The organism is Corynebacterium sp. HMSC06C06 (assembly GCF_001807295.1).
GTDB classification, from domain to species: domain Bacteria; phylum Actinomycetota; class Actinomycetes; order Mycobacteriales; family Mycobacteriaceae; genus Corynebacterium; species Corynebacterium striatum.
In genome coordinates this window covers 71002-96928 of record NZ_KV788481.1, presented here as the reverse complement: position 1 = coordinate 96928, position 25927 = coordinate 71002, and the positions used below count along the sequence as shown (strand labels likewise).

The 25927-nt window shown below is 58.5% G+C and carries 25 protein-coding genes; 11 read left to right on the top strand and 14 right to left on the bottom strand.

Features of this window, described 5'->3' with window-relative positions:
• Nucleotides 1–26 precede the first annotated feature (26 nt).
• Nucleotides 27–245, top strand: a complete 219-nt coding sequence (locus tag HMPREF3153_RS03500) for a cell division protein FtsW (protein ID WP_223197697.1) — start codon at nucleotides 27–29, stop codon at nucleotides 243–245.
• An 87-nt stretch (nucleotides 246–332) separates the two neighbouring features.
• Here the strand turns inward: HMPREF3153_RS03500 and pgi are convergent, their stop codons facing one another.
• The 3 genes from pgi to HMPREF3153_RS03485 form a co-directional block, all read right to left on the bottom strand.
• Nucleotides 333–1964 (bottom strand): glucose-6-phosphate isomerase, encoded by a 1632-nt coding sequence (pgi, locus tag HMPREF3153_RS03495; protein WP_049062795.1) that lies wholly within the window; start codon nucleotides 1962–1964, stop codon nucleotides 333–335.
• Between the two features lie 107 nt (nucleotides 1965–2071).
• The gene (locus tag HMPREF3153_RS03490) at nucleotides 2072–3436 is read right to left on the bottom strand and encodes a Na+/H+ antiporter family protein (RefSeq protein ID WP_070420016.1); all 1365 of its coding nucleotides are present in this window, start codon (nucleotides 3434–3436) and stop codon (nucleotides 2072–2074) included.
• 52 nt (nucleotides 3437–3488) lie between these two features.
• A complete protein-coding gene (locus HMPREF3153_RS03485; RefSeq protein ID WP_005530203.1) occupies nucleotides 3489–3860 on the bottom strand; it encodes a chorismate mutase in 372 nt (123 codons plus the stop codon).
• A 129-nt stretch (nucleotides 3861–3989) separates the two neighbouring features.
• Between HMPREF3153_RS03485 and pcrA the strand changes: the two genes are divergently transcribed.
• Nucleotides 3990–6599: a DNA helicase PcrA gene (gene pcrA, locus HMPREF3153_RS03480; RefSeq protein WP_070420015.1), complete on the top strand. Its 2610-nt coding sequence runs from the start codon at nucleotides 3990–3992 to the stop codon at nucleotides 6597–6599.
• An 18-nt stretch (nucleotides 6600–6617) separates the two neighbouring features.
• Here pcrA and HMPREF3153_RS03475 read toward each other — a convergent pair whose 3' ends face one another.
• A complete protein-coding gene (locus HMPREF3153_RS03475) occupies nucleotides 6618–7382 on the bottom strand; it encodes a M23 family metallopeptidase (protein ID WP_005530200.1) in 765 nt (254 codons plus the stop codon).
• Nucleotides 7383–7418: 36 nt separating this feature from the next.
• Between HMPREF3153_RS03475 and HMPREF3153_RS03470 the strand changes: the two genes are divergently transcribed.
• Nucleotides 7419–7625 carry a hypothetical protein gene (locus tag HMPREF3153_RS03470; protein WP_128088527.1) on the top strand — a complete coding sequence of 69 codons (207 nt, stop codon included), beginning with the start codon at nucleotides 7419–7421 and terminating at the stop codon, nucleotides 7623–7625.
• Nucleotides 7626–7744: 119 nt separating this feature from the next.
• Here the strand turns inward: HMPREF3153_RS03470 and HMPREF3153_RS03465 are convergent, their stop codons facing one another.
• The 4 genes from HMPREF3153_RS03465 to HMPREF3153_RS03450 form a co-directional block, all read right to left on the bottom strand.
• A complete protein-coding gene (locus tag HMPREF3153_RS03465; RefSeq protein ID WP_070420014.1) occupies nucleotides 7745–10411 on the bottom strand; it encodes an FtsX-like permease family protein in 2667 nt (888 codons plus the stop codon).
• Nucleotides 10412–10413: 2 nt separating this feature from the next.
• Nucleotides 10414–11118: an ABC transporter ATP-binding protein gene (locus HMPREF3153_RS03460; protein ID WP_046646337.1), complete on the bottom strand. Its 705-nt coding sequence runs from the start codon at nucleotides 11116–11118 to the stop codon at nucleotides 10414–10416.
• Between the two features lie 2 nt (nucleotides 11119–11120).
• Nucleotides 11121–11675, bottom strand: a complete 555-nt coding sequence (locus tag HMPREF3153_RS03455; protein ID WP_046646338.1) for a PadR family transcriptional regulator — start codon at nucleotides 11673–11675, stop codon at nucleotides 11121–11123.
• A 408-nt stretch (nucleotides 11676–12083) separates the two neighbouring features.
• On the bottom strand, nucleotides 12084–12854 hold the full coding sequence (locus tag HMPREF3153_RS03450; protein ID WP_070420055.1) for a M23 family metallopeptidase: 771 nt from the start codon (nucleotides 12852–12854) through the stop codon (nucleotides 12084–12086).
• Between the two features lie 470 nt (nucleotides 12855–13324).
• Between HMPREF3153_RS03450 and HMPREF3153_RS03445 the strand changes: the two genes are divergently transcribed.
• Genes HMPREF3153_RS03445 through purH form a run of 3 tightly spaced genes read left to right on the top strand, consistent with a single transcriptional unit; the run spans nucleotide 13325 to nucleotide 17273 of the window.
• The gene (locus tag HMPREF3153_RS03445) at nucleotides 13325–15067 is read left to right on the top strand and encodes a cell division protein PerM (protein WP_083280936.1); all 1743 of its coding nucleotides are present in this window, start codon (nucleotides 13325–13327) and stop codon (nucleotides 15065–15067) included.
• Between the two features lie 10 nt (nucleotides 15068–15077).
• On the top strand, nucleotides 15078–15707 hold the full coding sequence (gene purN, locus HMPREF3153_RS03440) for a phosphoribosylglycinamide formyltransferase (RefSeq protein WP_005530186.1): 630 nt from the start codon (nucleotides 15078–15080) through the stop codon (nucleotides 15705–15707).
• Between the two features lie 27 nt (nucleotides 15708–15734).
• Entirely contained in the window at nucleotides 15735–17273 is a 1539-nt protein-coding gene (gene purH / locus HMPREF3153_RS03435; protein WP_046646339.1) for a bifunctional phosphoribosylaminoimidazolecarboxamide formyltransferase/IMP cyclohydrolase, read from the top strand.
• A gap of 86 nt (nucleotides 17274–17359) precedes the next feature.
• On the opposite strand, the gene HMPREF3153_RS03430 is transcribed toward purH, so the two are convergent.
• Complete coding sequence (locus HMPREF3153_RS03430) at nucleotides 17360–17563, bottom strand: hypothetical protein (RefSeq protein ID WP_070420012.1); 204 nt, start codon at nucleotides 17561–17563, stop codon at nucleotides 17360–17362.
• A 421-nt stretch (nucleotides 17564–17984) separates the two neighbouring features.
• Here HMPREF3153_RS03430 and HMPREF3153_RS12595 point away from each other — a divergent pair, with 421 nt between their 5' ends.
• Nucleotides 17985–18776, top strand: a complete 792-nt coding sequence (locus tag HMPREF3153_RS12595) for a hypothetical protein (protein WP_110333443.1) — start codon at nucleotides 17985–17987, stop codon at nucleotides 18774–18776.
• Nucleotides 18777–18907: 131 nt separating this feature from the next.
• Complete coding sequence (locus tag HMPREF3153_RS03420) at nucleotides 18908–19738, top strand: serine hydrolase (protein WP_246817155.1); 831 nt, start codon at nucleotides 18908–18910, stop codon at nucleotides 19736–19738.
• Here the strand turns inward: HMPREF3153_RS03420 and HMPREF3153_RS03415 are convergent.
• The gene (locus HMPREF3153_RS03415) at nucleotides 19735–20523 is read right to left on the bottom strand and encodes a hypothetical protein (RefSeq protein ID WP_070420010.1); all 789 of its coding nucleotides are present in this window, start codon (nucleotides 20521–20523) and stop codon (nucleotides 19735–19737) included. The two genes, HMPREF3153_RS03420 and HMPREF3153_RS03415, sit on opposite strands and share 4 nt — an antisense overlap.
• Before the next feature lie 176 nt (nucleotides 20524–20699).
• On the opposite strand from HMPREF3153_RS03415, the gene HMPREF3153_RS03410 reads away from it, so the two are divergent.
• From HMPREF3153_RS03410 to HMPREF3153_RS03400, 3 genes are all read left to right on the top strand, one after another.
• Nucleotides 20700–22004, top strand: coding sequence for a serine/threonine-protein kinase (locus tag HMPREF3153_RS03410; RefSeq protein ID WP_070420009.1), 1305 nt, complete (start codon nucleotides 20700–20702; stop codon nucleotides 22002–22004).
• Between the two features lie 81 nt (nucleotides 22005–22085).
• On the top strand, nucleotides 22086–22757 hold the full coding sequence (locus tag HMPREF3153_RS03405) for a hypothetical protein (RefSeq protein WP_005530168.1): 672 nt from the start codon (nucleotides 22086–22088) through the stop codon (nucleotides 22755–22757).
• A 72-nt stretch (nucleotides 22758–22829) separates the two neighbouring features.
• Complete coding sequence (locus tag HMPREF3153_RS03400) at nucleotides 22830–23438, top strand: hypothetical protein (RefSeq protein WP_070420008.1); 609 nt, start codon at nucleotides 22830–22832, stop codon at nucleotides 23436–23438.
• A gap of 35 nt (nucleotides 23439–23473) precedes the next feature.
• Here the strand turns inward: HMPREF3153_RS03400 and HMPREF3153_RS03395 are convergent, their stop codons facing one another.
• The 4 genes from HMPREF3153_RS03395 to rpsN all read right to left on the bottom strand — a co-directional run bounded on the left by HMPREF3153_RS03395 (nucleotide 23474) and on the right by rpsN (nucleotide 25924).
• Nucleotides 23474–24193 carry a TetR/AcrR family transcriptional regulator gene (locus HMPREF3153_RS03395; RefSeq protein ID WP_005530165.1) on the bottom strand — a complete coding sequence of 240 codons (720 nt, stop codon included), beginning with the start codon at nucleotides 24191–24193 and terminating at the stop codon, nucleotides 23474–23476.
• 83 nt (nucleotides 24194–24276) lie between these two features.
• Nucleotides 24277–25068, bottom strand: coding sequence for a hypothetical protein (locus tag HMPREF3153_RS03390; protein WP_046646347.1), 792 nt, complete (start codon nucleotides 25066–25068; stop codon nucleotides 24277–24279).
• 280 nt (nucleotides 25069–25348) lie between these two features.
• On the bottom strand, nucleotides 25349–25597 hold the full coding sequence (rpsR, locus tag HMPREF3153_RS03385; RefSeq protein WP_034657238.1) for a 30S ribosomal protein S18: 249 nt from the start codon (nucleotides 25595–25597) through the stop codon (nucleotides 25349–25351).
• A gap of 21 nt (nucleotides 25598–25618) precedes the next feature.
• On the bottom strand, nucleotides 25619–25924 hold the full coding sequence (rpsN, locus tag HMPREF3153_RS03380; RefSeq protein ID WP_005530158.1) for a 30S ribosomal protein S14: 306 nt from the start codon (nucleotides 25922–25924) through the stop codon (nucleotides 25619–25621).
• Nucleotides 25925–25927 lie beyond the last annotated feature (3 nt).

The following is a 25927-nucleotide window of genomic DNA, read 5'->3' as shown; positions in this document are numbered from 1 at the left end:
AGGCTTGAGGAGCTCGCATCCTTCCTTTGCTGGTCATTGCGACGTCTTATGTAAGCCAGGGGATAGGCTGGGGCGGGGTGGCCTCCTCCGATGAGGAAGGCGTGCCGTGGAGCGAGGTGACTTCGGACGGAGTGATTCTCAACGTCGTGGGGTTCATGGCGTTCTCCTTCGTCCTCGTGCTGCCTATCTACTTGGTCCGCAGGCACGTGTGGGATAAGAAGCAGCAGGACGCGTCCCAGTCCTAAAAAAGAAACTCTCAGTTCCACCGCGATGGTGAACTGAGAGTTTCTCCGTAGCGCGCTACCGGCGAGGCCGGGACGCGCGATATGGTCTTAGCGGTTCTGGCGGTACCAGCGCACGAGCTCGTCGGTGGAGGAGTCACCGGAGTTGGCGGCTTCTTTGCCGGAGACGGCAGGAGCGAGGTCGTTGGCCTGCTGCTTGCCCAGCTCCACGCCCCACTGGTCGAAGGAGTTGATGTCCCAGATGATGCCCTCAGTGAAGACGATGTGCTCGTAGAGCGCAATCAGCGCACCGAGAATCTCCGGGGTCAGTTCCTCCGCGAGGATCGTGGTGGTGGGGCGGTTACCCGGCATGACCTTGTGCGGAACCACTGCCTCGTCCACGCCTTCAGCGGCGATCTCCTCGGCAGTCTTGCCGAATGCCAGGACCTTAGTCTGAGCGAAGAAGTTGCCCATCAGAAGGTCATGCATGGAGCCGGTGCCGTCGGAAGTAGGGAAGTCCTGCTTCGGGCGAGCGAAACCGATGAAGTCAGCCGGAATGAGGCGGGTGCCTTGGTGCATCAGCTGGAAGAAAGCGTGCTGGCCATTGGTGCCTGGCTCGCCCCAGAAGATCTCACCGGTGCCGGTGGTCACGGCGGTGCCGTCGCGGCGCACCGACTTGCCGTTGGATTCCATGGTCAGCTGCTGGAGATAAGCCGGGAAGCGGCCCAAGTCCTGGGAATAAGGCAGGACCGCGTGGGTCTGTGCGCCGTGGAAGTTGGAGTACCAGACACCGAGCATGCCCATCAGAACCGGGATATTGCTCTCCAGCGGGGTGGTGCGGAAGTGCTCGTCCATGGCGTGGAAGCCCGCGAGCAGAGCCTTGAAGTTATCCGGGCCGATGGTGCACATCAGGGACAGGCCAATCGCGGAGTCCATGGAGTAGCGGCCGCCCACCCAGTTCCAGAAACCAAACATATTCTCGGTGTCGATGCCGAAGGCGGCGACCTTCTCAGCGTTGGTGGAAACTGCAACAAAGTGCTTGGCCACTGCGGCTTCGCTGCCCAGCTGCTCAATGAGCCATGCGCGAGCAGCGTGCGCATTGGTCAGGGTCTCCTGGGTGGTAAAGGTCTTGGAGGCAACTATGAAGAGGGTCTTGGCAGCGTCGAGGCCATCGAGTGCTGCAGCCATATCTGCCGGGTCTACGTTAGAGACGAACTTGGCCTTGACACCAGCGTCTTCGTAGGCGCGCAACGCCTTGGACGCCATGGCCGGGCCAAGGTCAGAGCCACCGATGCCGATGTTGACCACAGTGGTGATGCGCTCACCGGTGTGGCCGAGCCACTTGCCGGAGCGGAGGGCGTCGGCAAAAGTGCTCATGCGGTCCAAAACCTCGTGGACGTCAGCGATGACGTTCTGGCCATCGACGTTGAGCTCGGCGTCGGCAGGCTTGCGCAGCGCGGTGTGCAAGACGGCGCGGTCCTCGGTGTTGTTGAGGTGCTCGCCGGCGAACATAGCGTCGCGGCGGCCCTCAACGTCGGCGGCGCGGGCGACGTCGACAAGCGCTGCGAGAACGTCAGCATCCACAAGGTTCTTGGAAAGATCGACGTGCAGGCCCGCAGCATCAAAAGTCAGGGTGGTGGCGCGGGACGCGTCGGCGGCGAAAAGCTCACGCAGGTTGAGGTTCTTCTTCTCTTGGAACAGCTGCTCAAGTGCGGTCCACTGAGGCTGTGCGGTGATGTCCATTACAAGGGCCTTTCTGGCATTAGTTAGACATGAGTTTTTACCCAATCCACCGTAGTCCACTGCCGCGACTTTCGCCGTCGCTAGCCGGCTGTCCCAAAGACAAGAAATTACAGAACCATCGCGCCAATCCAGCCGGCGATCAGCAGCGGGATGTTGAAGTGGAGGAAGGTCGGGATGACCGAGTCACGGATGTGATCGTGCTGGCCGTCAGCGCCCAAGCCCGCAGTCGGTCCCAGCGTGGAGTCGGAGGCGGGGGAGCCAGCATCGCCCAGCGCGCCTGCTGTACCCACGATTGCCACCGTGGCGGCCGGGCTAAAGCCCAAGGACATGCACAGCGGGACGTAAATGACCGTAATGATGGGAAGGGTGGAGAAGGAGGAACCGATGCCCATCGTGACGATGAGACCCACCAAGAGCATGGCTCCGGCCGCCAGCATCTTGTTGCTGCCGAAGGCATCCGCAGTGGCGGTGACGAGCTCCTCGACCTCACCTGTTGCGCTCATGACTGACGCGAATCCTTGGGCCGTAATCATGATGAATCCGATGAGCGCCATCATGCGCATGCCATCGGAGAAGACATTGTCTGCCTTGCGCCAGTTCACCGCACCGGTGATGAGTAGGATGCCCAGGCCGGTCAGTGCGCCGACCATCAGGCCGTCGGATTCGAAGTCCAAGGATTGCATGATGATCTGCACGGCGAATGTTGCCACGATTGCGATAATGCTGACCCAAATTTTGTACGGCGCGGGCGCTTCCTCGGTGGGCTCTTCGTCAGAGATTGGGGCGTCGGCGTAGTCGCGCGGCTTGCGGTAACTGATGAAGATGGCGATGAGCAGGCCGGACAGCATGCCCAGTGCCGGGATGCCCATGACCTTCATGATGGAGATGCCATCGGTGTCGAGGCCGGCCTCGTTGATGTTGAACAGCAAGATGTCGTTCAAGAAGATGGAGCCGAAGCCCACTGGCAGGAACATGTAGGTGGTGACTAGGCCGAAGGTCAGGCAGCAGGTGATAAGTCGGCGGTCGATGCGCAGCGCGTTCATCACCTTGAGCAGCGGCGGCACGATGAGCGGGATGAACGCAATGTGGACGGGAATGACGTTCTGGCTCATCACGGCCATGGCGATGAGACCCACCACCAGGATCCATTTGGTGGCAGACGCCGCGCTTGGCGACGCCCCATTCGCAGTACCGGCTGTCGCCGGGCTGATGCGGCGGATAAGGAAGTTGGCTAGTAGCTGGGGCAGGCCCGTTGCGGCAACGCCCATGGCGAAGGCGCCGAGGAGGGCGTAGCTTAGCGCGATCTTGGCACCGCCGCCGAGGCCGTCCTGGAAAGCAACCATTGTGGCATCGAGGCCCATGCCGGAGAGGAGGCCGCCAGCCAGGGCTCCGAGAAAGAGTGCGACGACCACGTGGACGCGCAGGAGTGCGAGGGCCAGCATGACGATAACCGCAATGAGAACAGCATTCATGCTGATGAGATTACGGTATTTTATCCAGAAAACTGAAATTTATTGATTGCGATTAGCCGAGCTTGCCGCGACCCATGCGCAGCAGGGCAGTGGCGATTGCGGGCCCTTCTTCGCCGAGCTCGTCGCGGAACTCGTTGAGGATGGCGATTTCGCGGGTGTGTACTAACTTGGTTCCACCCGAGCTCATGCGGGTGCGGCCAATGGTGCGTGAGATCTCGGAGCGGCGCTTTACTGCATCGAGGATGACTCGGTCAAGACGGTTAATCTCGAGGCGATAGTTTTGAATCTCCGCGTCGGTGAGGGGATCGTCAGTGCCGGAAGGCATGCGGATCTCCATGCCGTTATCAACGACGTTGACGTCATGAGCGTCGACACCAGCGGTGGCGTCGCCGTGCTGATCGGGAGTTTCGTGTGCAGTGGACATAGACACCGATTGTGCCACTCGGAAACTAAAATTGAAACTTTCAACGCGGCGTTCCCGTTGTGTTCGAAAGTGCTGGGTATGGCGTGTTATGGGGCAATGTCCGGAGGGACTAGTAGGTTGGTAGGCATTATGAATGATGCGTCTCCATTTTCTCCCGCCCCGCGTCCCGAAGGCCATGGCAGTGCTGGTGCCCCCGGCGATTCAGCCGGTGGATTCGGTGCTGGCCAGCAGCCGGATCTCTTCGGCGGCTTTGGGCAGCCTGCCCGCGCCGCCACTCCACCAGCCTCGGCCAGCCAGAGGCTCGCTAGTCACGCGGCAGCCGATCAGAGACCAGCTGGCCCAGATCCGCTGACGGAGGGGCTTAACCCGCAACAAATAGAGGCCGTCACGCACGCAGGATCGCCGCTGCTGATCGTGGCGGGCGCGGGTTCAGGTAAGACTGCCGTGCTCACGCGCCGCATTGCTTATCTCATGCGTAACCGAGGCGTGGCGCCGTGGGAGATCCTGGCGATTACCTTTACCAACAAGGCTGCGGCCGAAATGAAGGAGCGCGTCGGCCAGCTCGTGGGTCCGGTGGCTGAGCGCATGTGGGTCTCGACCTTTCACTCCATTTGTGTGCGCATCCTGCGCCAAAACGCTCAGCTAGTCCCAGGGCTAAATACCAACTTCACCATCTATGACGGGGACGATGCGCGCCGCCTGCTGACCATGATTGCCAAGGACATGCAGCTGGACTTGAAGAAGTACACGGCACGCGTGCTGGCTAACCAGATCTCGAATCACAAGAACGAGCTGGTTTCCCCTGACTATGTCTTAGCTGAGGCGGAGAAGACCAAGAATCCTTTCGAGATTACGGTGGCGCGCGTATTCGACGAGTACCAGCGGCGCCTGCGCGCGGCTAATTCGGTGGACTTTGATGATCTGATTGGTGAGGTCGTCCGCATCTTCAATCAGCATCCCCAGGTGGTGGACTTCTACCGTCGTCGCTTCAAGCACGTGCTGATCGATGAGTACCAGGACACCAACCATGCACAGTACGCTTTGGTGTCTGCGCTGGTCGGTAGGGGAGAACTGGGGCCGGACGCGCCGGAGCTGTGCGTGGTGGGTGACTCTGATCAGTCCATTTATGCATTCCGTGGCGCCACCATCCGCAATATCCAGGAGTTCGAACGCGACTATCCGCAGGCGCACACCATCTTGCTTGAGCAGAACTATCGCTCGACGCAGACCATTCTGAACGCCGCGAATGCGGTGATTGCTAAGAATGAGGGCCGGCGCGAGAAGAACCTGTGGACCGCTCACGGGGAGGGCGCCAAGATCGTCGGCTACGTTGCGGACAACGAGCACGATGAGGCGCGCTTTATTGCCTCAGAGATCGATTCCTTGTCTGACAAGGGCCGCGACTATTCGGACATCGCGATCATGTACCGCACCAACAACGCGTCCCGCGCACTGGAAGACATCTTCGTTCGCTCCGGCATTCCGTACAAGGTGGTTGGCGGTACGCGCTTCTACGAGCGCCGGGAGATTCGTGACATGGTGGCTTACCTGCGCATCATCGATAATCCGGATGACACGGTGAGCCTGCGCCGCATCATCAACGTGCCGAAGCGTGCTATTGGTGACAAAGCCCAGGCCCAGATAGCACTGCATGCGGAGAACCTCGGCATCAGCTTTGGCAAGGCGCTTTATGATGCCGCAGCTGGCAACGTTGCGGGCCTGGGTACCCGCGCGGTCAATTCGGTGTCGAAGTTCAACGAGATGATGGAAGGTATCCGGGCCCAGATTCCGGGCATGACCAATGAAGTTACGCACCAGCCAGACCTAGGCGAGCTGTTGAGCGCAGTACTGGACGCCACCGGATACCGCGCAGAGCTGGAAAACTCCAACGACCCGCAAGATGGCGCCCGCTTGGACAACCTCAATGAGTTGGTTTCTGTAGCACGCGAGTTTAGCTCCGAGGCCGCGAACCAATTGGCATTCACTGGTGCCGATGTTGAAAACGACATAAGCTCAGAGCTCGCCGAGGGGGAGGCCCTGCCCGGCTCGCTCCAGGCGTTCCTGGAAAAGGTGTCGTTGGTAGCTGACGCTGACCAAATCCCAGACAATGAGTCCGGAGTGGTCACGCTGATGACGCTGCATACCGCCAAGGGCTTGGAGTTCCCAGTCGTCTTCCTCACCGGCTGGGAGGACGGCCAATTCCCGCACATGCGTTCTTTGGGGGACCCCAAGGAACTCAGTGAAGAACGCCGCCTGGCGTACGTAGGCATCACGCGTGCTCGTGAGCAGCTGTATTTCACCCGTGCGATTCTTCGCTCGTCGTGGGGCAATCCGATGACGAATCCGGCCAGCCGCTTCCTCGCCGAGGTCCCAGAGGACCTCATCGACTGGCGCCGTGAAGAACCAGACAGCTCGCTGTCCAGTGCATGGGGTGGAGATGACTCCTACCAATACGGTCGTTCTTATGGTTCGGATTGGTCTGGGTGGGGCAGGACCTCCCCGCGCGCTACGTCTTCCCCTTCGCAACGCACGCGGAAACCTGCCGCTTCGACCTCGATGCCAAAGAACAACCAGTTGAATTTAGTTGTGGGGGACCGTGTCAATCACGCTAAATACGGACTGGGCACGGTCATCGATGCCTCCGGCTCCGGTCCACGCGCCACCGTGACGGTGGACTTCGGATCGGCAGGCAAGGTGCGCCTCATGCTTATCGGCGGTGTTCCGATGGAAAAGCTTTAGGCGCTAGGGGGAGCTCGCTTAGATGATGATTCCACGCTGAGCGAACCACGGAACCGGGTCGACGGCTGCGCCGCCACCTGGGTGCACCTCGAAGTGGAGGTGCGGGCCGGTGGAGTGGCCCTCGTTGCCGATGACGGAGATCTGCTGTCCAGCAGAGACTCGGTCGCCGACGTTTACGAGGAGCTGGTCACCTGGCATGTGGCCATAGACGGAGATGGTTCCATCGTCGTGCCGGATGCGGATCCAGTGGCCAAAGCCTTGCGCTGGACCAGAGGAGATAACTTCACCGTCCATGATGGAGTAAATCGGCGTGCCAATCGGGTTGGCAATATCGATACCGTTGTGGAAGGTGCCCCAACGCGGGCCGAAGCCGGAGGTGAAGGTACCGGAGGTTGGGAACACAACGGTGTTTCCGGAGCTATCCTGGCCCTTGACTGGGGTCAGTCCGGAGTGGTCACCCGCTGGGGCATAAGCCTCAGCGAGGCCTGGGATGCTGGATGGGTCAAGAACGATGTTCAGGGCGCCGCCGTTGTTAGAAATCTCAGGTGAGACTGCGCCCGCCAAGACGCCGGCGGTGGACTTGGTGAGTCCCACGAAGGCGTCGATAAGCGTGGTGTTATCTGCATTAGTTGTAACTTCTGGCTTTGACGAGCCATCAGAGACGTCAACGCTGGCTGCCGGCTGCGCGGCGGAGGCGTTAGCGCCCATGGTGGTAGCAAGTGCAGTGCTCAAGGATAGAGCCGTGAGCGTCACAATCTTGCGTGCGCGGGAATTGCGCTTCATAACTTCAAGTCCTTTTCATGACGGAGCATGTTCGGGGTGGCTCGGTTAAGCCTGCGGGATGCCATTGATTTCAAGTCCGACACGCCGGGAAAGTTCAATCCCGGCTTGGCGGCCTGTTTGTGGCAACGAGATAAAGCTATCGGCCTTTTCCGTGAACTGCAATATCTGAAATTGCAGGTAAACGCCGGAATTTTTCGAAAATCATTCGAACATGCCAGCATGTTGCGCGTGTTACTGATGTGAAAGAAGTTGCGACTGTGAAGCTTGGGTTTAACGTGTGGGGGTGTGTTATGGGGGTGAATCCTCCTACGCGATGAGAAACGCTGGATGAGCTGCGACAAGGCTGGTGCCTAGACCGCTTTCTAGGCGAGAGCTCGCTGCTCGTCGCGACCACGGGCAGTGATGTCACCGCCACGTCCCCGCGCCTGGCTCAGCGCAGAAATTGCGGCACCGACCAAGGGCACTGCAATAACCACCAGAAGCATCCACCAGTCCGGTTGGAAGTACTCGATACCGTTAATTGAATATGGATTGGAGTTATAGAGGTTTCGGGGAGCTTCGCTGAGGAACACGCCGACAGCTTGACCCAACACATATCCCGTCAGCATGCTGACTCCGGCGATGATCCATGTCTGCCACGCACTAACCTTGGCCATCAAGCTCAGCGGCGCACCCAGCGAGCTATAGGTGTCTGCTTCGCGCCGCATGGCAACGGCGGTATTCGCAATGATGAAGACCAAGGCCAGCACGCTGAGCACAGCGAGGATTGCAGCTGGGACCCATTCACCACTCTGCGGAGTGCCAGTGAAGGAAATAGTGTGGGTTCCACCTGATGCTTGCTCGACAGCAAAGGAGATGCCCTCCCGCTCCTTTGGAGTAGGGGTGTCGTTAAAAGCTACTGCTGTTCCTAGTCGCGCAGCTTTAATATTCAGCTTTTCCGCGGCGCCAGGGCTAATCAGTGTTACGTCGCGCGCCAAAATAGGCAATGCCTCAACTGCCGGAAGCTTTGCAGTAGCGCTGCCGATGACGCTGCCATTTCTTTGCTCGGCGCGTTCTGCGGTGAAGCGTGCTTCGCTGCGGCCCTCCAAATGGCGACCGTGGGCTAAGACGATGCCGCCCTGTTCAAGGGTGGCAGCTGCCTTGTCCTTGTCTGCCGGACTGTCGAAGTTGAAGAGATCGAGTGTCTCCGGCGTTGCCTCAAGGGTTCTTCCGTACTTCATCAGATCGCTGGTGGGAAGCCATGTCATCATTTCATGCGCACAGGCCTCGCGAGCCTCAGCTGAAGTATCAGTTGTTCGACCTTGCCTATCGATGAAGGTCGCTTCTTCGACGTTGTCTGTTGGATCCGTCTGCTCGCAGACGAAGTCATATTCCATCGTGAGTTTGGCGCTGGGTACCTGCGAGTCCGGCAGATGCGCGGAATAAGGGTCCACGTAGCCGCGCAACTCCATCGCGTGGCCGGGTTTCTGAGCAAGCGCGGCATCGGCTGCGGCTGTTTCAGCACTTGAGTTGGGGTTATCAACGGCGTTTGAATAGTCATCGGTGGCGATGATCGCCGTTGAACCTGGGTTGACCAAGGTGGATTGCTCCTCCCACTTGGCGGCTTCGAGGAAGGAAATCACAGAGCCCGCCGCTGCGGTGAACGTGATTGCTAGGAGCGCCACCGCAGTGGGAATGGTGCGCATGCCACGTCGCAGTAGACCTCGCCCGGCAAGGCGGAGAGCGAGGCCGCCGTGGCTGCATAGCCGGGAAGCCGCAAAAATGAGGGCGGGCGCACTTGCCCCGACGGCGATGAAGGCCAAAAGCCCCAAAGGGCCGAAGAACATTTGTCCTGCTGGTGTTAGGGAAAGGAGAACCAAGATTGGCAGGGCCATTGGCCCGTATGCCATCTCTTTACGCCAGCGCACTATGCGGTCAGGGCTGCCGCCTTGGATTGCGGTCGTCAGCGCCGAGCGTGCCGCCAACCAAGCCGGAATTGCTGCAGCGCACGTAGAGCCAAGGACAGCAATCACCCATATCTTCGCGCACATCAGCCAGGGGATATCGAGGGGTAGACCTGGGAAGTGAACGCACCAGGTCGCGATACCGATGGCAAAGCCCAAGACTGCACCAATCGTCGCGCCCACTACTCCGGTGAGGAAGCCATATGCCAGCACGGCAGCGGCGATGTGCTTCGGAGAGGCGCCCTGCGAGGCCATGAGCGCATAAAGGCGTAGGTTCTTACCCAACGCAAAGCTGAAGACTGGCGCAATGAGGACCAGAACGAGCAACGCTGCGAAGGAATAAACGCTCGCAACGAAAAGCAAGAAGAGGATCTCATCTCCGGTTAGGCTGGGTGTCACATCGCTGTTGGAATCAAGGTGGCTGTCGTACAGCGCCAGGCCCTTCTTGGCTAGGGCTTTTGCGTCATCCTCAGTGAGCTGGTGGCTGCCCACGATCGCCCACATGGCTTGGCCAGGATTGTGGTCCAAGTCTTCGTCGCTGACCAATGCCGGTGCCGTGGCGTAGCTATCAACGCCGGGAACGATGCCCGCAACCTTAGCTTCATTTCCTCCACTGACCTCCACCACGTCGCCAACGTCGGCGCCGATCTTCTTGGCCGTATCAGCAGAAAGAAGTACTTGCCCAGGTTGCAATTTATAGTGCTCCAGAAGCACCGCAGCCTCAGCGGGCGGATTGTCTACGTCGAACTGAGAAAAGGTCGTTCCAGCACTCTTAGAGCCAAAGCGAACAGGACCATGGAAGAAATTGACCACAGGGCTAGCCTGTAGGTCACCAGGAAGGGCCTCGTTCGCAACATCGCGGAAGTTTCGCTCCGAACCGTTGTCGAATTCTGGTGAAGCTGGGCTAATGGTGCGATTCATGCTGTACATCAGCGAGCTGAACTGGCTTTCGGAGGACACACCGACTCCGAACGCGATGAGTGCCGCGACCGGAAGAGCCACCAGTAACAGGCCTGCGAGCGAGCGCCACGGGTGTTTGACCATGTCGCGCCTCGTTGGGCGCGTGACAGCCGAGAACGAAGACATAACTAGTTGCCCTCCTTGCTGAGTTTGCCGTCGCGGACCATGACCACGGAGTCGGCCCAGCCAGCAAAGCGTGGTTCGTGTGTGACGAGCAGTCCGGATGCTCCGGCGTCGATGCGCGAGCGCAGCAATTTCATGATCGAATCGCTCGTACTCGTATCGAGTGCGCCCGTGGGCTCATCTGCCAGAAGCACTTTGCGGGGCCCGATGAGTGCGCGTGCGATAGCCACTCGTTGGGCTTGGCCGCCGGAAATCTCTTCGGGAAAGCGGTCAGCAACGCCCTCGAGGCCGACCTCTGCGAGCGCTTCCTTGGCGGCCTCTCGGCACTTCTCGCGGGATACGCCGTCGAGCTCTAGAGGCAGTGTCACGTTCTCACCGACCGTCAGCGTGGATACCAGGTTGAAGTTCTGAAATACGAAACCCAAATGGCGGCGGCGCATGGTGGCAGACGATGACTTGGAGAGATCGGCGGCATCCGCGCCGTCGATAAGCACCCTGCCCGAGGTCGGCGGGAGTAGGAGCCCGGCAACGTTGAGCAGGGTGGATTTACCGGAACCCGATGGGCCCATGACTGCCACAAGCTCGCCGGGGCGCAGCTGTAGATCGATGTTGTCCAAGGCTGTAACCTGCCGGGCGCCCGTGCCGAAGACGCGGGTGACCTCCTGCAACTCCAGGGGGAACGGTGCATGAGCGTTGGTGGTGGCGTTCATTGTTAATCCTCTTCCGGCTTGGTAGTGGGGGACAAAGATGTTGGAGCGGCTAAAGACTCTGCGCGATCGAGCCATCGGGAGAGCGCTTCGAGGTCGAAAATCTCCCTCTCTAGAGCCAACCTTCGTGCGCTGCGCTCTTCTGGTATTTCGGAAGCTTGTTGGTTGAGGATGCGAAGCTGCTTCATCGTGGCAAAGCGCTGCGTATCCAAGATTTTTAGGGCATCAACGTCGCTGCGGTTGGCGGCGAGTGCAATCTTGAGCACCAGCTCGTCGCGCTCGATGGGCCGCTTGTCGACGCCGCGCGTCCACCACGCTGCCAGCTCGCTCCGGCCTTCCTCAGTGATGGAGTATTCAACGGCCTTTCTGCCCGTGGGGCCGGTAACCTCGCCGCTCTCTACGATGAAGTTGTCACGTTCCAAACGTTTGAGGGTTTGGGAAACCTGGCCGATATTGAGGGGCCACAGGCCCTCCATGGCATCGGCAAACTCGTGCTGCAATTGGCTGGCCGTGGCTGGCCTGGCACTGAGAAGCGATAGCAAAGAATGTTTCATTGACATGGTCGGTGCCCGTTCTTGGGAGAATTTTGGGAAGGACAGTGAGGGCGCTGGTATGCGATATCTGAAAAACTCGATGGTTACCGGGTAATCACTTTGGAGCTTACCGGGTAAGCTTTAAAAGGGCAATGGCCCGGCCTTCTTGGGGCAATTATTAGGGCAGCGGTCTCCGTTTGGGGACAATCCCGCAAACTCGGGGTTTAGAGTTTTTGAAACGGGGGTGGGAAGGGCCTTTTTTAAGCCTTTCGCTGTAGTTGAAAGACATTCCCTAAAGAGATCTATTTCACGGCCGAGAAAAGGAAAAGAAAGCGGCTGAAAGCTTAAAAACGGCAATGAAGCGAAGTGCTTCATTGCCATTGTGGGATAAAGGGGAGAGGTGGGAAGGAAGAATTTTTGGGGGCTTGAGCGGTCTTAGGAGATAACGATGCCGCGCTCAGCGAACCAAGAGATTGGGTCAACTGCGCCCTGGCCTGCAGGGTGGATTTCGAAGTGCAGGTGGGAACCGGTGGAGAAACCGAGGGAGCCCATGCCGGCGATCTTCTGGCCAGCGTGGACGCGCTCACCAACAGCGACGTCGAGGGTCTGCATGTGGCCGTAAACGGTCATGGAGCCATCGTCGTGCTGGATGCGGATCCACTGGCCGTAGCCGGAAGCTGGGCCGGAATCGATGACGGTGCCGTCCATAGCGGCGAGGATTGGGGTACCGACAGCGTTAGCGATGTCGATGCCAGAGTGGAAAGAGCCCCAACGTGGGCCAAAGCCGGAGGTGAAGGCGCCTTCTGCTGGGCGGGCTACGGACGGAGCGCGAGAAGCCTTGTCAGCGGCGGTGCGAGCCTCAGAAGCCTGAATTGCCTTGTTGAGCTGCTCGGTGAGGTCAGTGACCGGTTTAGCCTCAGCTACAGCGAGGATCTGTGGGGTAGCGGCTGCCACGGCATTAGCTGCTGCTTTGGCGCCGTTCTGAGCATTCTCGAGAGCGTCAGACTCGTTAGCCAAGTTATAGTCAACAGTCTGTGCCTTGGTGCCAGCGTCTTCTGCCTGAAGGTTTGCAGCTGCTGCGCCACCAACGCCTGCGGTGGACACTGCTCCTGCAGCGATGGTTACCAGTGCCAGGCGCCCCTTCGCCGTCTGCGAGGTGGTGATCTTGCGGTGACGGCCTGCGCTCCGCTGAGTCTTGCTTCGCATGAATTCTTCTTCCATCATCTTCACAATCACCCAATCGCACCCGCAATAAAATCAGTCAAAGTTTCGCGTTACAGCTTTGGGAGGTTGGTTATGTGATTGTGACCTTCCTGTTACCAACGAGATGTAACAGTAGCGTCTCGAAAAAGTAACAGCAACCCGTTCTTTGGATTTTTCGGGAAAGTCGGTGAAAATCGCAGGAAGTATCAGAAAAATTTTGGATCACATTTGGCTTCATTAGCTGCTATTTGTCGGGGGTAGAAATAAATCGTCACTTGGAAGAGTCACACTACGTGTCTCTTCTTTCCTTTCCTTATATATAGGCCTATTGCGCATCTCATGATTTTCATGAGAGTTTTGGGGTCTTAAAACCAGACGAAAGCGCTGCCTTCTTGTAGAGGAATAAAAGGATTTGCGTACCTTGTCGTCGTGCCAACCTTATAACTGCCTGGCGCCGTGGCAAAGTGGAGCCGATGAACAAAAACACCAGCCCTCAAACGCGGTCGGCCTCCCGCTCGCGCGCGCAAGTGCGCGGGCGGGGTGGAACCGCTAGCTCTAAATCCGCTGCGCGGGTTGCCAGCAAGGTCGGCTCGCAGGCACGAGCACGCCGCGCCACTGCACCGACCACGATGGCCGGGCGCATTCGCCGCATGCTCTGGACCGTGGCTATCCCCAATGTCGTCGTTGTCCTCATCGTGCTTTCGGTAACACTGGCTGCGTTGTTGTTGACCAGCTCGCCGCTGGCGTGGCTGCCCACCATCGTCGCGGAATCGTTGATGGTCTTTAATCTCGCGCCTGTATCGGCAGGGGGCATTGAGCTCTCTGTCATGCCTTTGCTGCCCGCGGGGCTTCTCGCTTTTGTGGTGGGGCATAGGGTGCGCCAGGCCATCAAGCACAAGGTGAGCATCAACGATCTCCTTGTGCTGCTGGCGTGCGTGGTGGCGGTCCCATTGGTTCTGACGATCATCGCGTGGCTGATGCTGTGGGACGCGGGCAAGGTTTATGACGTTTCCCCGCCGAACTTCTTCGCCGTTCTGCCACGCATGTTGCTGCTACACCTTGTGGCCTTGGCGGGCGGCATGGGCCCACGCTTGTGGAAGGCACTGGCGAAGCGATTCGGTTTTCCGCGCATGCTTGTCGACGCCGCGGTTACCGCCCTGCGTTACCTTGGCGCGCTAAGTGTGGTCGCCGCGTTAGTTTTTGTCATCGTGGGGATCGTGGGTTGGTCCCGCCAAGGGCAGTTGATGGATTCTTACCCGGCAATCGACGGTGTGGGAACGTTCCTTCTGTATTGCCTGAGCCTGCTTTACTTGCCCAATGCGATCGTGGGAACTAGTGGCGTCCTTGCTGGCTCCGAATTCCAGTTCGGCCCTGAGAGCAGCGTGAGCTTGTTTAGTATCCACATGGTGCCTTTGCCACCGCTGCCTATCGTCGGCGTGGTTCCGGGGGCTGTGTCCTCGTGGGCAATCGGCTTGTTGGCGCTGCCCATCTGTGCGGCCATTGTGGTGGTCTGGCGGGCACGCCGTCACGTGAGCTTTGCTTTCGCGGCTGCAGCGACTGTGTTCGTTGCTCTCTTTACTCTGATTGCAAGCTACTTTGTGACTGGCACCCTCGGTACATATGGTGCGACCGGTCTGAACATCTGGTCCACTACCGGGCTGGTGGCACTGTGGTTCGCGGCCATTGCGTTCGCCTTTGCTTGTGCCTTTGCGATCGGCGCATGGCATGCTTCCCGCAGCGCTTCTGCTTCTGCAGCCGCAGCTGCTGATGAAGCAGAAGAGGCTGCAGGGGAAGCGGCCCTGACTGATGGTGACACCACTGGGGTCGACGCTGGGGCTGACGCTGGAGCTGAAGCTGCGGCCAGTGCAGCGCCCGACGACGTCGTGAATGCGGACGTAGTGGACGCAGAGATAGAGGAATCTGATGCCAGTGATACCGGTGATGCAGGGAAAGCCGAAGGTGCTGACGATGCTGAAGAAACAGAAGATATAAAGGAAAGCACGGTTGGCGAAGCGGGAGCTCCCTCCTCGGAGACTGAAGAGGCTGCGGGGGAACCTGTGGAAGAGGCTGCGGAGGAGCCGGCAGACGAGCAGCCGAACCAAGCCCAGGGCGACGTGGACGTAAGCAAGGAAGGCGCCGAAGCCGTAGAGGAAGATCTTGAAGTAGTGGAGGGAGAAATCGTCGAAGAATTCCCGCAAAAGGGGTCAAAGGACTAGGCTAAGTGCCGTGACTTCACAGCATCAGCCACAAGGTGAAAACGCCCGTAACTCCCGTCCGAATGAAATCGTGGTTCTGGTTTCCGGAACCGGCTCACTCCTGCAAGCCATCATCGATGCACAGGATGAGAACTATCGTGTGGTCAAGGTCGTCGCTGACGTGCTTTGCCAGGGAATCGAGCGCGCCCAAGCCGCAGGCATTGCCGCAGAAGTAGTGGAGATGGGCCAAGACCGCGCCGAATGGAATAAGCGTCTGGTTGCCGCAGTGGATGCTGCGCAACCAGACATTGTTGTTTCAGCTGGTTTCATGAAGATCCTGGGCGCAGACTTCCTGTCCCGCTTTGAGGGTCGCACCATCAACACCCACCCAGCACTGTTGCCATCCTTCAAGGGCGCCCACGGCGTCCGCGACGCATTGGCATACGGAGTGAAGGTCACAGGTTCCACCGTCCACTTTGTCGATGCCGGCGTAGACACCGGTCGCATCATCGCGCAGGAACCCGTAGCGGTCCGCGCTGACGATGATGAGGCCAGCCTGCACGAACGCATCAAGGTGGTCGAACGCCAACTCATTGTTAAGGTCCTGCGTTCCGCCCAGGTTTCCCAGGAATCCGACAAAACCATTTCGATTCAGCTCTAAAACTTTTAGGAAGGCTTTCTCCGCACTATGAGCGATGACCGTAAGCAAATCAAGCGCGCCCTGATCAGCGTCTACGACAAGACCGGACTCGAGGACCTTGCTCGTTCCCTCGACGCAGCTGGCGTTGAGATTGTTTCCACCGGTTCCACCGCTGCCAAGATCGCAGACCTTGGCATCAACGTCACCCCAGTGGAGAAGCTCACCGGCTTCCCAGAGTGCCTCGAAGGCCGCGTGAAGACGCTGCACCCGAAGGTCCACGCTGGAATCCTGGCTGATACCCGCAAGTCGGATCACCTCGCGCAGCTCGAGGAGCTGGGCGTCGAGGCTTTCCAGTTGGTTGTTGTAAACCTGTACCCATTCCGTGAGACCGTTGCCTCCGGCGCTGACTTCGATGGTTGCGTTGAGCAGATCGACATCGGAGGCCCATCCATGGTCCGCGCTGCTGCGAAGAACCACCCATCCGTGGCCATCGTTGTGGACCCGGCTCGTTACGGCGACGTCGCTGAAGCTGCCAAGAACGGTGGCTTCTCCCTCGAGGAGCGCCGCGCTCTTGCTCGCGACGCCTTCCTGCATACCGCTGACTACGACGCGGCCGTCTCCGCATGGTTCGTGGACCAGCTCACCGAGGGCGGCGCCACCACGACGCTGCGCTACGGCGAGAACTCCCACCAAAAGGCCACCGTTACCCGCGATGGCTCCGGTAAGGGCCTGGCTAACGCGCAGCAACTGAACGGCAAGGAGATGTCCTACAACAATTACCAGGATGCTGACGCCGCGTGGCGCGCCGCCTGGGATCATGAGCGTCCGTGTGTTGCCATCATCAAGCACGCCAACCCGTGCGGTATCGCCGTGTCTGATGAGTCCATCGCTGCGGCACACCGCGCCGCGCATGCGTGCGACCCGCTCTCCGCATTCGGCGGCGTCATCGCCGTCAACCGCGAGGTCTCTGTCGAGATGGCCAAGCAGGTCAAGGACATCTTCACCGAGGTCATCGTCGCTCCGTCCTACGAGGATAGCGCCGTGGATATCCTTAAGGAGAAGAAGAACCTCCGCATCCTCGTTGCCGAGCACGAGGCTCCAGCAGAGGAAATCAAGCACATCTCCGGCGGCGTCCTGTGCCAGGAGCCGGATACTTACCAGGCCGAGGGCGATAAGCCGGAGAACTGGACGCTGGCCTGCGGCGAGCCGCTCAACGACGCTGACCTCGCTGAGCTTGAGTTCGCATGGCGCTCCGTCCGCTCTGTGAAGTCCAACGCCATTCTGCTGTCCAAGAACAACGCCTCCGTGGGCGTGGGCATGGGCCAGGTCAACCGCGTTGACTCCGCCAAGCTCGCCGTCGAGCGCGCTAACGCCCTAGCCGAGGATGGCGCCGAGCGCGCACGCGGCTCGTTTGCCGCCTCCGACGCATTCTTCCCGTTCGCAGATGGCCTGGAGGTTCTCCTCAACGCTGGTGTCAAGGCTGTTGTGCAGCCAGGCGGTTCCATCCGTGACGAAGAAGTCATCGAGGCCGCTAAGAAGGCTGGCGTAACGATGTACCTCACCGGTACCCGTCACTTCTTCCACTAATTCGCTATCGCGAATTAGTAGGTTGCGCCGCTAATTAGGCGCAGCGCTAATTAGCTGAGGGGCCGGGCAGTTCATGCTGGGCCCCTTTAGACGTTTTCGGATGGAACGTCGTTCATGGTCGTTGACGCAGTTGAGGCTGGCGTTGACACCGTGTCTGCTGGGGCGTCTGGAGTGTCTTTTGACAGCAGAAAATATGCCGCGGCGCCTAAGACAATGGAGAGGAAGAGGAAGGCGGCAATCAGACCTAGGATTGCGCCGCTAATCAATCCTTTGCCGTTGTGCGCTGGCATTTGTGCGCCGAAGTTATTAGGTTGCGTAGCCGATGGTGGGTGCGTAGGGTTTGTACCGGGGACAAAAGAGCCGGAACCAAATTGTGGCGATGATTGTGGCGCAGAAAACTGTGGGTAGCCAAACTGGGGCGATGAATTAGGACGCGAGTTATTAGGCTGCGAGCCGAAACCTGGATAGTTCGTCATAGGGATTTCTAAAACGGCCTTTCCTCAACAAAGACGGTGGCGAATCACATAAGCAGTGATAGCAATAGTGACAATGTAACCGAAGATTTGGCTACTTCACCTACTGCCAAGGAAATTTCCTCAGATCCGCCTACTTCGGGGGAGTTCGGCACAAAAAGTAGCTGGTCGAAGGGCACGCGTGTGTCATAATCAAAAATCTAAGTAATTACCATATCCCTGCATAGAGGAGACCGTTTTGTCTGGCGAAAACAATGGCTTTGGCCCCCACCAAGGCGCAAACGAAGCACCCAATACCAACCCTTGGGCAATACAGTCAGACGGGCAGAACGCGGCGGATCAACCACAACAGCAATTCCCGCAAGGCTACTCAGAGCAGGGGTACCCGCCGCAGGACAACGGCCAATACGGGCAGTCCAACATGGGTTCACCATTTGTTGGTGACTCCGCGCCGTACTATGCGCAAGGCGGATACGGTCAGCAGTATGGTCCTGAGTATGGTTCTGCGGATTACAGCCAGGCGGCGCCGGTGTACCAAGAAAAGCAGTCGAGCGGTGCGAGGTGGGCAATCATTGCTCTCATTGTGCTTGCCGTCATCGCGCTCTGCGCTGCTTTGGCATTTTTCCTTCTTAAGAGCGGCAGCGATGAGAAGAACACCAGCCCGATACTGACAACCTCTGCAGCAACGACCATCGAGGCGCCACCAACCGAAGAAGCGGCCAAGGTTCCGAAACGCCCAGCGTATCCCTCGCTTCCGGCCGGTGCGGTGGCCGCAAACGAGGCAGCTATGTCTGGAGCTGCGGGCGGAGACCTGAACAACGTCTACCGTGATTCCACGATGACCTCTCCTGAGTTCGCGCGCGCCGTCCGCGATGCATACGTAGAGCATTACCTATCTACCAAGGAATATAACGCGGTCATCACCGCGTATAGCCCGGTTACTGGCATCACCTACACGATGGATTGCCGTGACAACGGCGAATATGTCACCTGCACGGGCGGCAACAACGCCATTGTGTACATCGTTTAATCAGCTTCGGCAGAGAGACAGGACCCAACTAGATGAAGAAAAAGAACCTGTGCGGCCTAGGCCTTCTATGCGTGGCTTTGACCGCAAGCGCCTGCACTATCGGTGATGTGGAGGAAAGAGCGGAAGTGAGCATGACTACCAGCACGGATGTGGACCCGCGCCCCACTTTGAGCGGGCAGACGATGGTGCCCGATGCAGATGCTAAAGGCGATGATGGAAAGTCTGACAAGGACCCAGCTCCTGCTCCAGCGGGGGAGAACGTCCAGGAAGCACTGCAGAAGATCGTCCAAGACGTGGAAAGCAAGTACGGCGGTACCGCAGGAATTGCCGTTGCTGGTCAAGACAAGATCTATAGCGCTGGTATTTCTGAACCGCGAGCCGCATGGTCTACCTCGAAGGTGCCGGTGGCCATTGCCGCAGAGCGCGCTGGTTCGGCAGATCCTTCGATGATTTCTCAGGCCATTACCTATTCCGATAATGCGGCCGCAGAAAATCTCTGGCAATCCCTTGGTGGAGGACAGTCCGCAGCTAGTGCTGCGAGCGCGGTTCTGGCTGAAACGGGGCTAGACGTACAGGTACAGCCCACGATTACGCGTCCGGGGTTCTCCGCTTTCGGACAGACCCAATGGACAGTTGCTGATCAAGCGCGCTTTATGGGGCAGTTGGGTTGTATCGCACAGGGCAGCGGGGTGCTCACTGCTATGGCTTCCTCTGATCCTGCCCAAAGCTATGGCTTAGGCAGTCTCGATAATTCATCTTTTAAGGGCGGTTGGGGCCCAGATACTTCGGGCGCCTATGAAGCACGGCAGATGGGCACGGTAGAGCTCAGTGGCGAGAAGATTGCAGTTGCTATTTACGCGACGTCGCCAAGCGGCGCCTATGGCTCGGCGCAACAAATGCTCAGTGCATTGGCCACCGAATTCGCAGGTGCAAAGGTTAAGTGGCCTAAAGCGGCTTGCTAGTTGGCGCTCCAGACGGTGCTGAACTGGCCGGTGTCTCGCTGGCTGTAGTCAGAAGAGGTGCTGTCTGGGACGATTGTGAACTCGCTGCCATTAATCAGCAGCTGGCTGACGTTGTTGAATGTAGCGGTGTAGGAGGTGCCGCTTCCCGAGGCAGTGCCAACGGCTGGGCCGCTGGACCAACTGCCGCGGTAGACCAAGCCGGAGCCTTCGTCACAGATGACGATGTGTGCTGATGGTGCGGACTTCTTGGCTGCGTACACGGCCTCGCCGCCGTTGCACTGCGCGCCGGGGATTCCGTCCCAGCCTTTGGCGCTAAGCCCTGCCGGATAATCCTCGCGCTGCGTAGCGGTGTGGGTTTGCTGGCGCGGCTGCTGCCTGTGCTGATAGCGCGGCGAATTATTCTGCGCCGGGGAAGAAGAAACCTGGGTAGGCGTTGGACCAGACTCGGTTTCTTCCGTGCTCGTGACGGGTTCTTCCGCAACCTCCGTCGACGGCGGTGCTGGAGCGACAGGTGGCTGCTGAGCCTCGTCGCTCTTATCCACCCAGACCACGCCGCCGCCAATCAGCATGGCCAGGATGACTGCCAAGATGCATAGGATCGGAACCCAGTTTCGCGAGGGCTGCGCGGCGGGCGCTGTAAAACCCCTCGGCTGCGTCGACTGGTAGCGGACATTTGGGTTGGTAAAGGGATTCTGCTCGCCAAATCGGGATTGCGACTGCGCGCCCGAGTACATATTCGGGGGCAGCGAAGGGTAGTGATTTGGGCCTTGGTTAGGGTTGGTCATTGCATCCTTCGGCAAAGTAATCGGCGATAGGAAATAACTGCAGGCAGAAACTATTCGATGCTTGAGTAGTTAGCACTAGCGTCTGTCTTCTACGAGCGGATATGCTACCCCATAAGCGGGGTAGATAGGGTGATTCTGAAGATCTGCATTTGCATCGGGTGTGATGAAATATACGCGTGAATGATTCCCGTGTAGTGAGTTGGCTGGAGCGTCAAGGATACGTAAACGTCCGGCGCATCGGGGGCGGCGGCATGGGAACCGTCTTTGCAGCCACCGATGTCGATCTAGGGCGCAACGTTGCAATCAAGACGGTGTTGCCGGAGCTACACAACGAAGAAGGGCTCAAGCGCTTCCACAATGAAATGAAGGCGCTGGCGGCCATCCATAGCTCCTATGTCACGCACATAAATAAGAAGCTGGCCGATAACGATGGCAATCTTGGCTTCGAGATGGAGCTTTTCGAAGGCGGCACGTTGGAAGAGCTCATCCGTGAACGTCGCCATAATAACGAGCCGGGATTTAGCATCAGCGACGTCGTCAAGTACTTGCGCCCCGTGGCCAAAGCACTGGACCAGATGCATTCGATGCGCCCGGATGGGTGGATTCACAGGGATGTAAAACCGGCCAATATCTTGCTACGCCGCCGGCCCACCGATAGCGGTTATAGCGTTCTGAGCGACTTCGGTATCGCGATCTCGGAGGGGCAGTCGCGCCTGACTGCTATCGGTAACGTCATCGGAACCGAAAACTACTCCTCGCCGGAAAGTAACTCCCGTGACTACAGCGGGCAAGAAGCATCCTTTTCAGGTGATAACTATGCGCTAGCACTCATCGCGTTTGAGATGCTGACCATGTATCACCTTAAAGAGATGATGCCGGATTCTGCCTGGCGTGCAAAGCGCACAGTCCCGGCGATGGGCACCCCGGCTATCATGGCACGGCTTGATCCACAGGCGGCAATGGCCACTCAGCAGATTGATGCAGTTATGGAACGGGCACTGGATAACACTCCGTATCAGCGTTACTCAGAAGCCTGCCAGTTCATTGACGCATTGGAGGCCTGTGGAAAAGGTGGAGCCGAACTTAATGCGCGATCCGCAGTTCCAGAAAGCCAAGCAACCAACTATCCGGCAAGCGGCCAGCTTCCCGCCATGGGCTTTGGAATGGGCAGCGCGCATAACCTCGCCGGAGGTGCGCAGAATTGGAGCAACCCCGCGATGGGTTCGGTGCCTTCTTATGGCGGTTCTAGTAATGCGCCGTTTAGATCAGGAATCAATCCGGGCGCGTCTATGCCCTCAGCGCGCCCCGTTCAGTCTGCGCAACTGCCTCAGCAGGTTCAATCTGCTCGGCCGGCACAGCCTGCTCGGCCGGCGCAGCTCGCGCGGCCGCAGAAGGACAACAACAATGCGTTGATGATTACAGCGACGATTCTCATCATCCTTGCTATTGCCGTCACTACGATTGCGCTAGTAACCAGTTAACTTTCGCGCTTGTAGGTATTAGTATGGACTTTTGAAAAATCCCCCTATCCATCTATCCTCAACTTCGAAAGCGTCTCATCTATGCAGCCCAATGCCAGCTCGCCGGCAAACTCTGGACCATGGCTTCAGATCAATGATTTGGTCGGGCAGATACACCGGATGGGCCCGGGAGACGAGCTCATAGTAGGCCGTGCTGGTGACTTTGTAGTAGGCGCTGAGGATTTGGACCTGCACCGCCAGCTATTCCAGCTGTGGTACTCCGGTCAAGGCTGGATGCTCGCCAACGTGGGCCGCCATATTCCTCTTTATATAAGCCAGCGCAATGTTCGCTCGCATTCGCGCATCGAGGTCGGTCCGCGCGGCTTGTCGCCCATTCCGCCAGGGCCGACCGCCGTAACATTCACCACGCCAGATTGCGTGTATGAGATTCACATCGACGTTCAAAACAATGACATGGTTCGTCGCACCCCGCGTCCACTGGATGAAAGCAGGGACCAGACGCGTACCCGCCACGTACCGAATGACGAGCAGGAGCTGTTGCTGCGTCAACTGGCAAGTTACCTTCGCGCGCCGGGCGCCACGGATGCCAATATCCCCACAATCCGCGAGCTAGCGCAGGCGCTTGGCTGGACTGAGAAGAAGACCAATCAGAAGATCGACCGTCTGATTGAGAACCTGAAAGAAGATGGGGAAGCGGTATATAAGCCCTATAAGAACTGCTTGGCTCACTATGCGGTTCAGCGCTATCGTTAAGTGCTAGGAAGACTAGCGCACCTAGCATCTAGAGTATTTCTCGTATCGACCCTGAAAAAGAAGGCTCACACTATGACTTATCCGTATCCACAGCAAAAAGATAAGTCTGGCATGGTGCCTATCGTCGTCGGAATCGTCATTCTCGTCGCAATCGTGGCCGCCGCTGCATTCTTCTTGCTCGGGTGGGGTGGCGAGAAAACTGAGCAGACTGCGCAGCAGGAATTTAAGCCAGTGGAATCAACTGCCGCTACGGCAGAGACGACTTCCGCAGCGTCTAGCACCAAAGAAAGCCAAAGCCCCTCCGTAGTAACCGTGACGGAAACAGCGCCTAACCCGGAAGAACATTACGACCACGGGCGCGATAAGTCCACGGTTAGTGGCGGCATTTTAACTGACCGTGGCTGGTCCGGAAGCTATGCCTCATGCACCGCGGGCGAGGACCTCATCCTTGCCGGCACCAGTGATGACGGCAAGGTCGTTGTCTGCGGCAACTCGGGCGGCGCTACCTACCGTTCCGATATGTTCGGTGGCACCTTGGAGCTGCCCGCCGAAGGTCACGAAGGCACCTACCAGGTTGATGCCTATCCTTCTTCCATCGTGGTCAATGCTGACGGTCTGCGCGTCTACCAAGACAACGTGGCCGTAGAAAGCGTCACCTGGAACGACTACTGGCAGCGATAGGTGCTTGCTTGGCAGCACCACGCTGCACACACTAATTAATTGCTGGACTTCTTCTTACGATCCGCGGCAGCAGCAGCGGCAGAGGAGATGGAGTCGTGGCGGTTCTTGAGCAGCTCAAGAGTGGTCTCTTCTGCGTTGTCCGGAACCTTTGCACCGAGAACGGCTAGCGCGGCGTCGGCAAGCATGGCGGCAGTTTCTGGAACCCGCTGCGATGCGTCGAAAGGAGGCGTGCCATTATTTGGGCGCATCTCGATCACAGAGAGTGCGATGTGGAAGGGGAGCTCGATGCGGGGGTCATCCTTGCCAACGATGGAGGCGGCGATAGCGCGGAAGTGGCCTTGGAGGGCGTCACGTTGCTCGTGATACTCCGAGAACTCCGGAGAATTTGCCACCGGCAGCTGGTAGAGGCGGCCGACGTTCCAAGCGCTGGTCAACAGCAGTCGCGACTCGGCAGCGACCAGAGACCACAGGCGTTGTTCTGCGGATGCATCGGAAGCCGCGAGTTCTTCAGCGAGTTCCAAAGAAGGTTCGATGGTCGAGTTCAGGAGGGTCAAGAAGATTTCCGTCTTGGATGGGAAATGATAATACAACGAGGCCTGACGGATGCCGACCGCATCAGCGATCTGGTGCGTCGAGGTCGTAGCAAAGCCCTGCGTGGTGAAGAGCTCGGATGATGCATCGAGGATTTCTTCACGGGCAGTCGCTCCACGGCGGCGCGGGCTGTTCTTGCGCGGCCTACCTACAGTTCCAGCCATATGGTAGGACGCCTCCTTTCGTTGGAATGAATGTTAATTCATAAAGCCAGTTAAGTGTACTCGCTAGTATGCGAAGCAACTAATTATTTGGTGATTGGGTGATATTCGGGGTGCCGTTGAGTGATGGACTCAAAAATCGCGGAGACAGTTCGGCATGCCGAACCATAGGCGGTGCGGTCCAAGGGCGGCAGATCTTCCAAGACAGCGCTGTGGCTGTCGACGCCGTCGCGCCACCTGCGCAGCTCCAATGCAATGCCTGTGCCCCAGGAAAGACTTAAGGCCTCAGCCTCGGAGGCTTCGAGCCACTCTCGCTCCACGCCGATTGCTAAGCGGTCTGGGGTGGGGCGTGGGGCGGGTGCTGCCCAGCGAGCGATGGCCGCAATGGGGGCGAGTAGACCTGCCTGCACATCCACAGGTGCATTTCTGTCGGGCAAACCATCTACGAGGCGCAGTGCCGGCGGGCGTTGGTCCAGTGCAGCGCTGAGGAGCTCGGCCTCGCTGCCCGCGCCTAGTGGAAGACCGGCGTCGGCACGACTAGCCGTTGATTCGGCTACAGAAGAGCCTTTGAGTCCGGCATCGCTGATGATGGACTCTAGTTCAGAATCATCACCTAGCCAAGTGACAACCATCGAGGGCAGTGCGTCACCGCGAGCAGCCGGGCCAGATAGGCGGACTGGGCTGGAAACGCCAGGGGAGCGGACGATGTCAGTAATAACACGCGAGAACCAGGCAGCCAGCTCAAGCTCGTCTGCGCGGTGATCGAGCGAGTTGCGCAACAGGTCCTGGGCTTCAGCTAGAAGACCGCGGGCTGTGGCAGGGGATTGGCAGTGCGCAGCCAACTCGCTGAGATCAGCCAGTGATTGGTGCAGTGGCATGCGATGAAGAGCCCTTTCAATGTAATCGGTTGTTGGATAGAACCAATCTATCACTCACTCGAAAGGGGCTGATGGCAGAATCTGTAATTATTGCCCTTTTGCATGGTGCTAAGTAAGGCATTGGCCTCAATGCATGCCGGTTAAAACGAACAAATGAAAACAAACAAAACCGCCTAGCCTTCAACGAGAATTGTTGAAAGCCAAGCGGCTTTGTAGGTTCTTTTACCGTGTCACACTTGCCAGCGGCAAAAGTGCGCTGTTGAGAAACCCAGCTACTGATTTAGCGGGCGGTGAACGGCAGGAGAGCCATTTCGCGTGCGTTCTTCACAGCGGTAGCGACTTGGCGCTGCTGCTGTGGGGTAAGACCGGTTACGCGACGGGAACGGATCTTGCCACGGTCGGAGATGAACAGACGCAGGGTCTTAACATCTTTATAGTCGACCGTCTCGATACCCTCAGCCTTCAGCGGGTTCTTCTTCGGGCGACGAGTCTGTTCCATGCGGAACTTCTTTTGGTTATTGCGCTTGATAGCCATTGTGCAATTACCCCTTTACCAGCTGGACTTACGAACGCCTGGCAGCTCACCACGGTGAGCCATGCCGCGCATACGGACACGGGACAGGCCGAACTTACGGAGGTAACCACGTGGGCGGCCGTCGGCTGCGTCGCGGTTACGGATGCGGGAGCGGGAAGCATCGCGCGGCTGACGGTTCAGCTCGAACTGTGCATCCAGACGCTCCTCGTCCGGGGTGTTCGGGTTCTTGATGATGGCCTTGAGCTCAGCGCGACGCTCCGCGTAGCGGGCGACGATTTCCTTGCGCTGCTCGTTCTTGGCGATCTTCGACTTCTTAGCCATAGA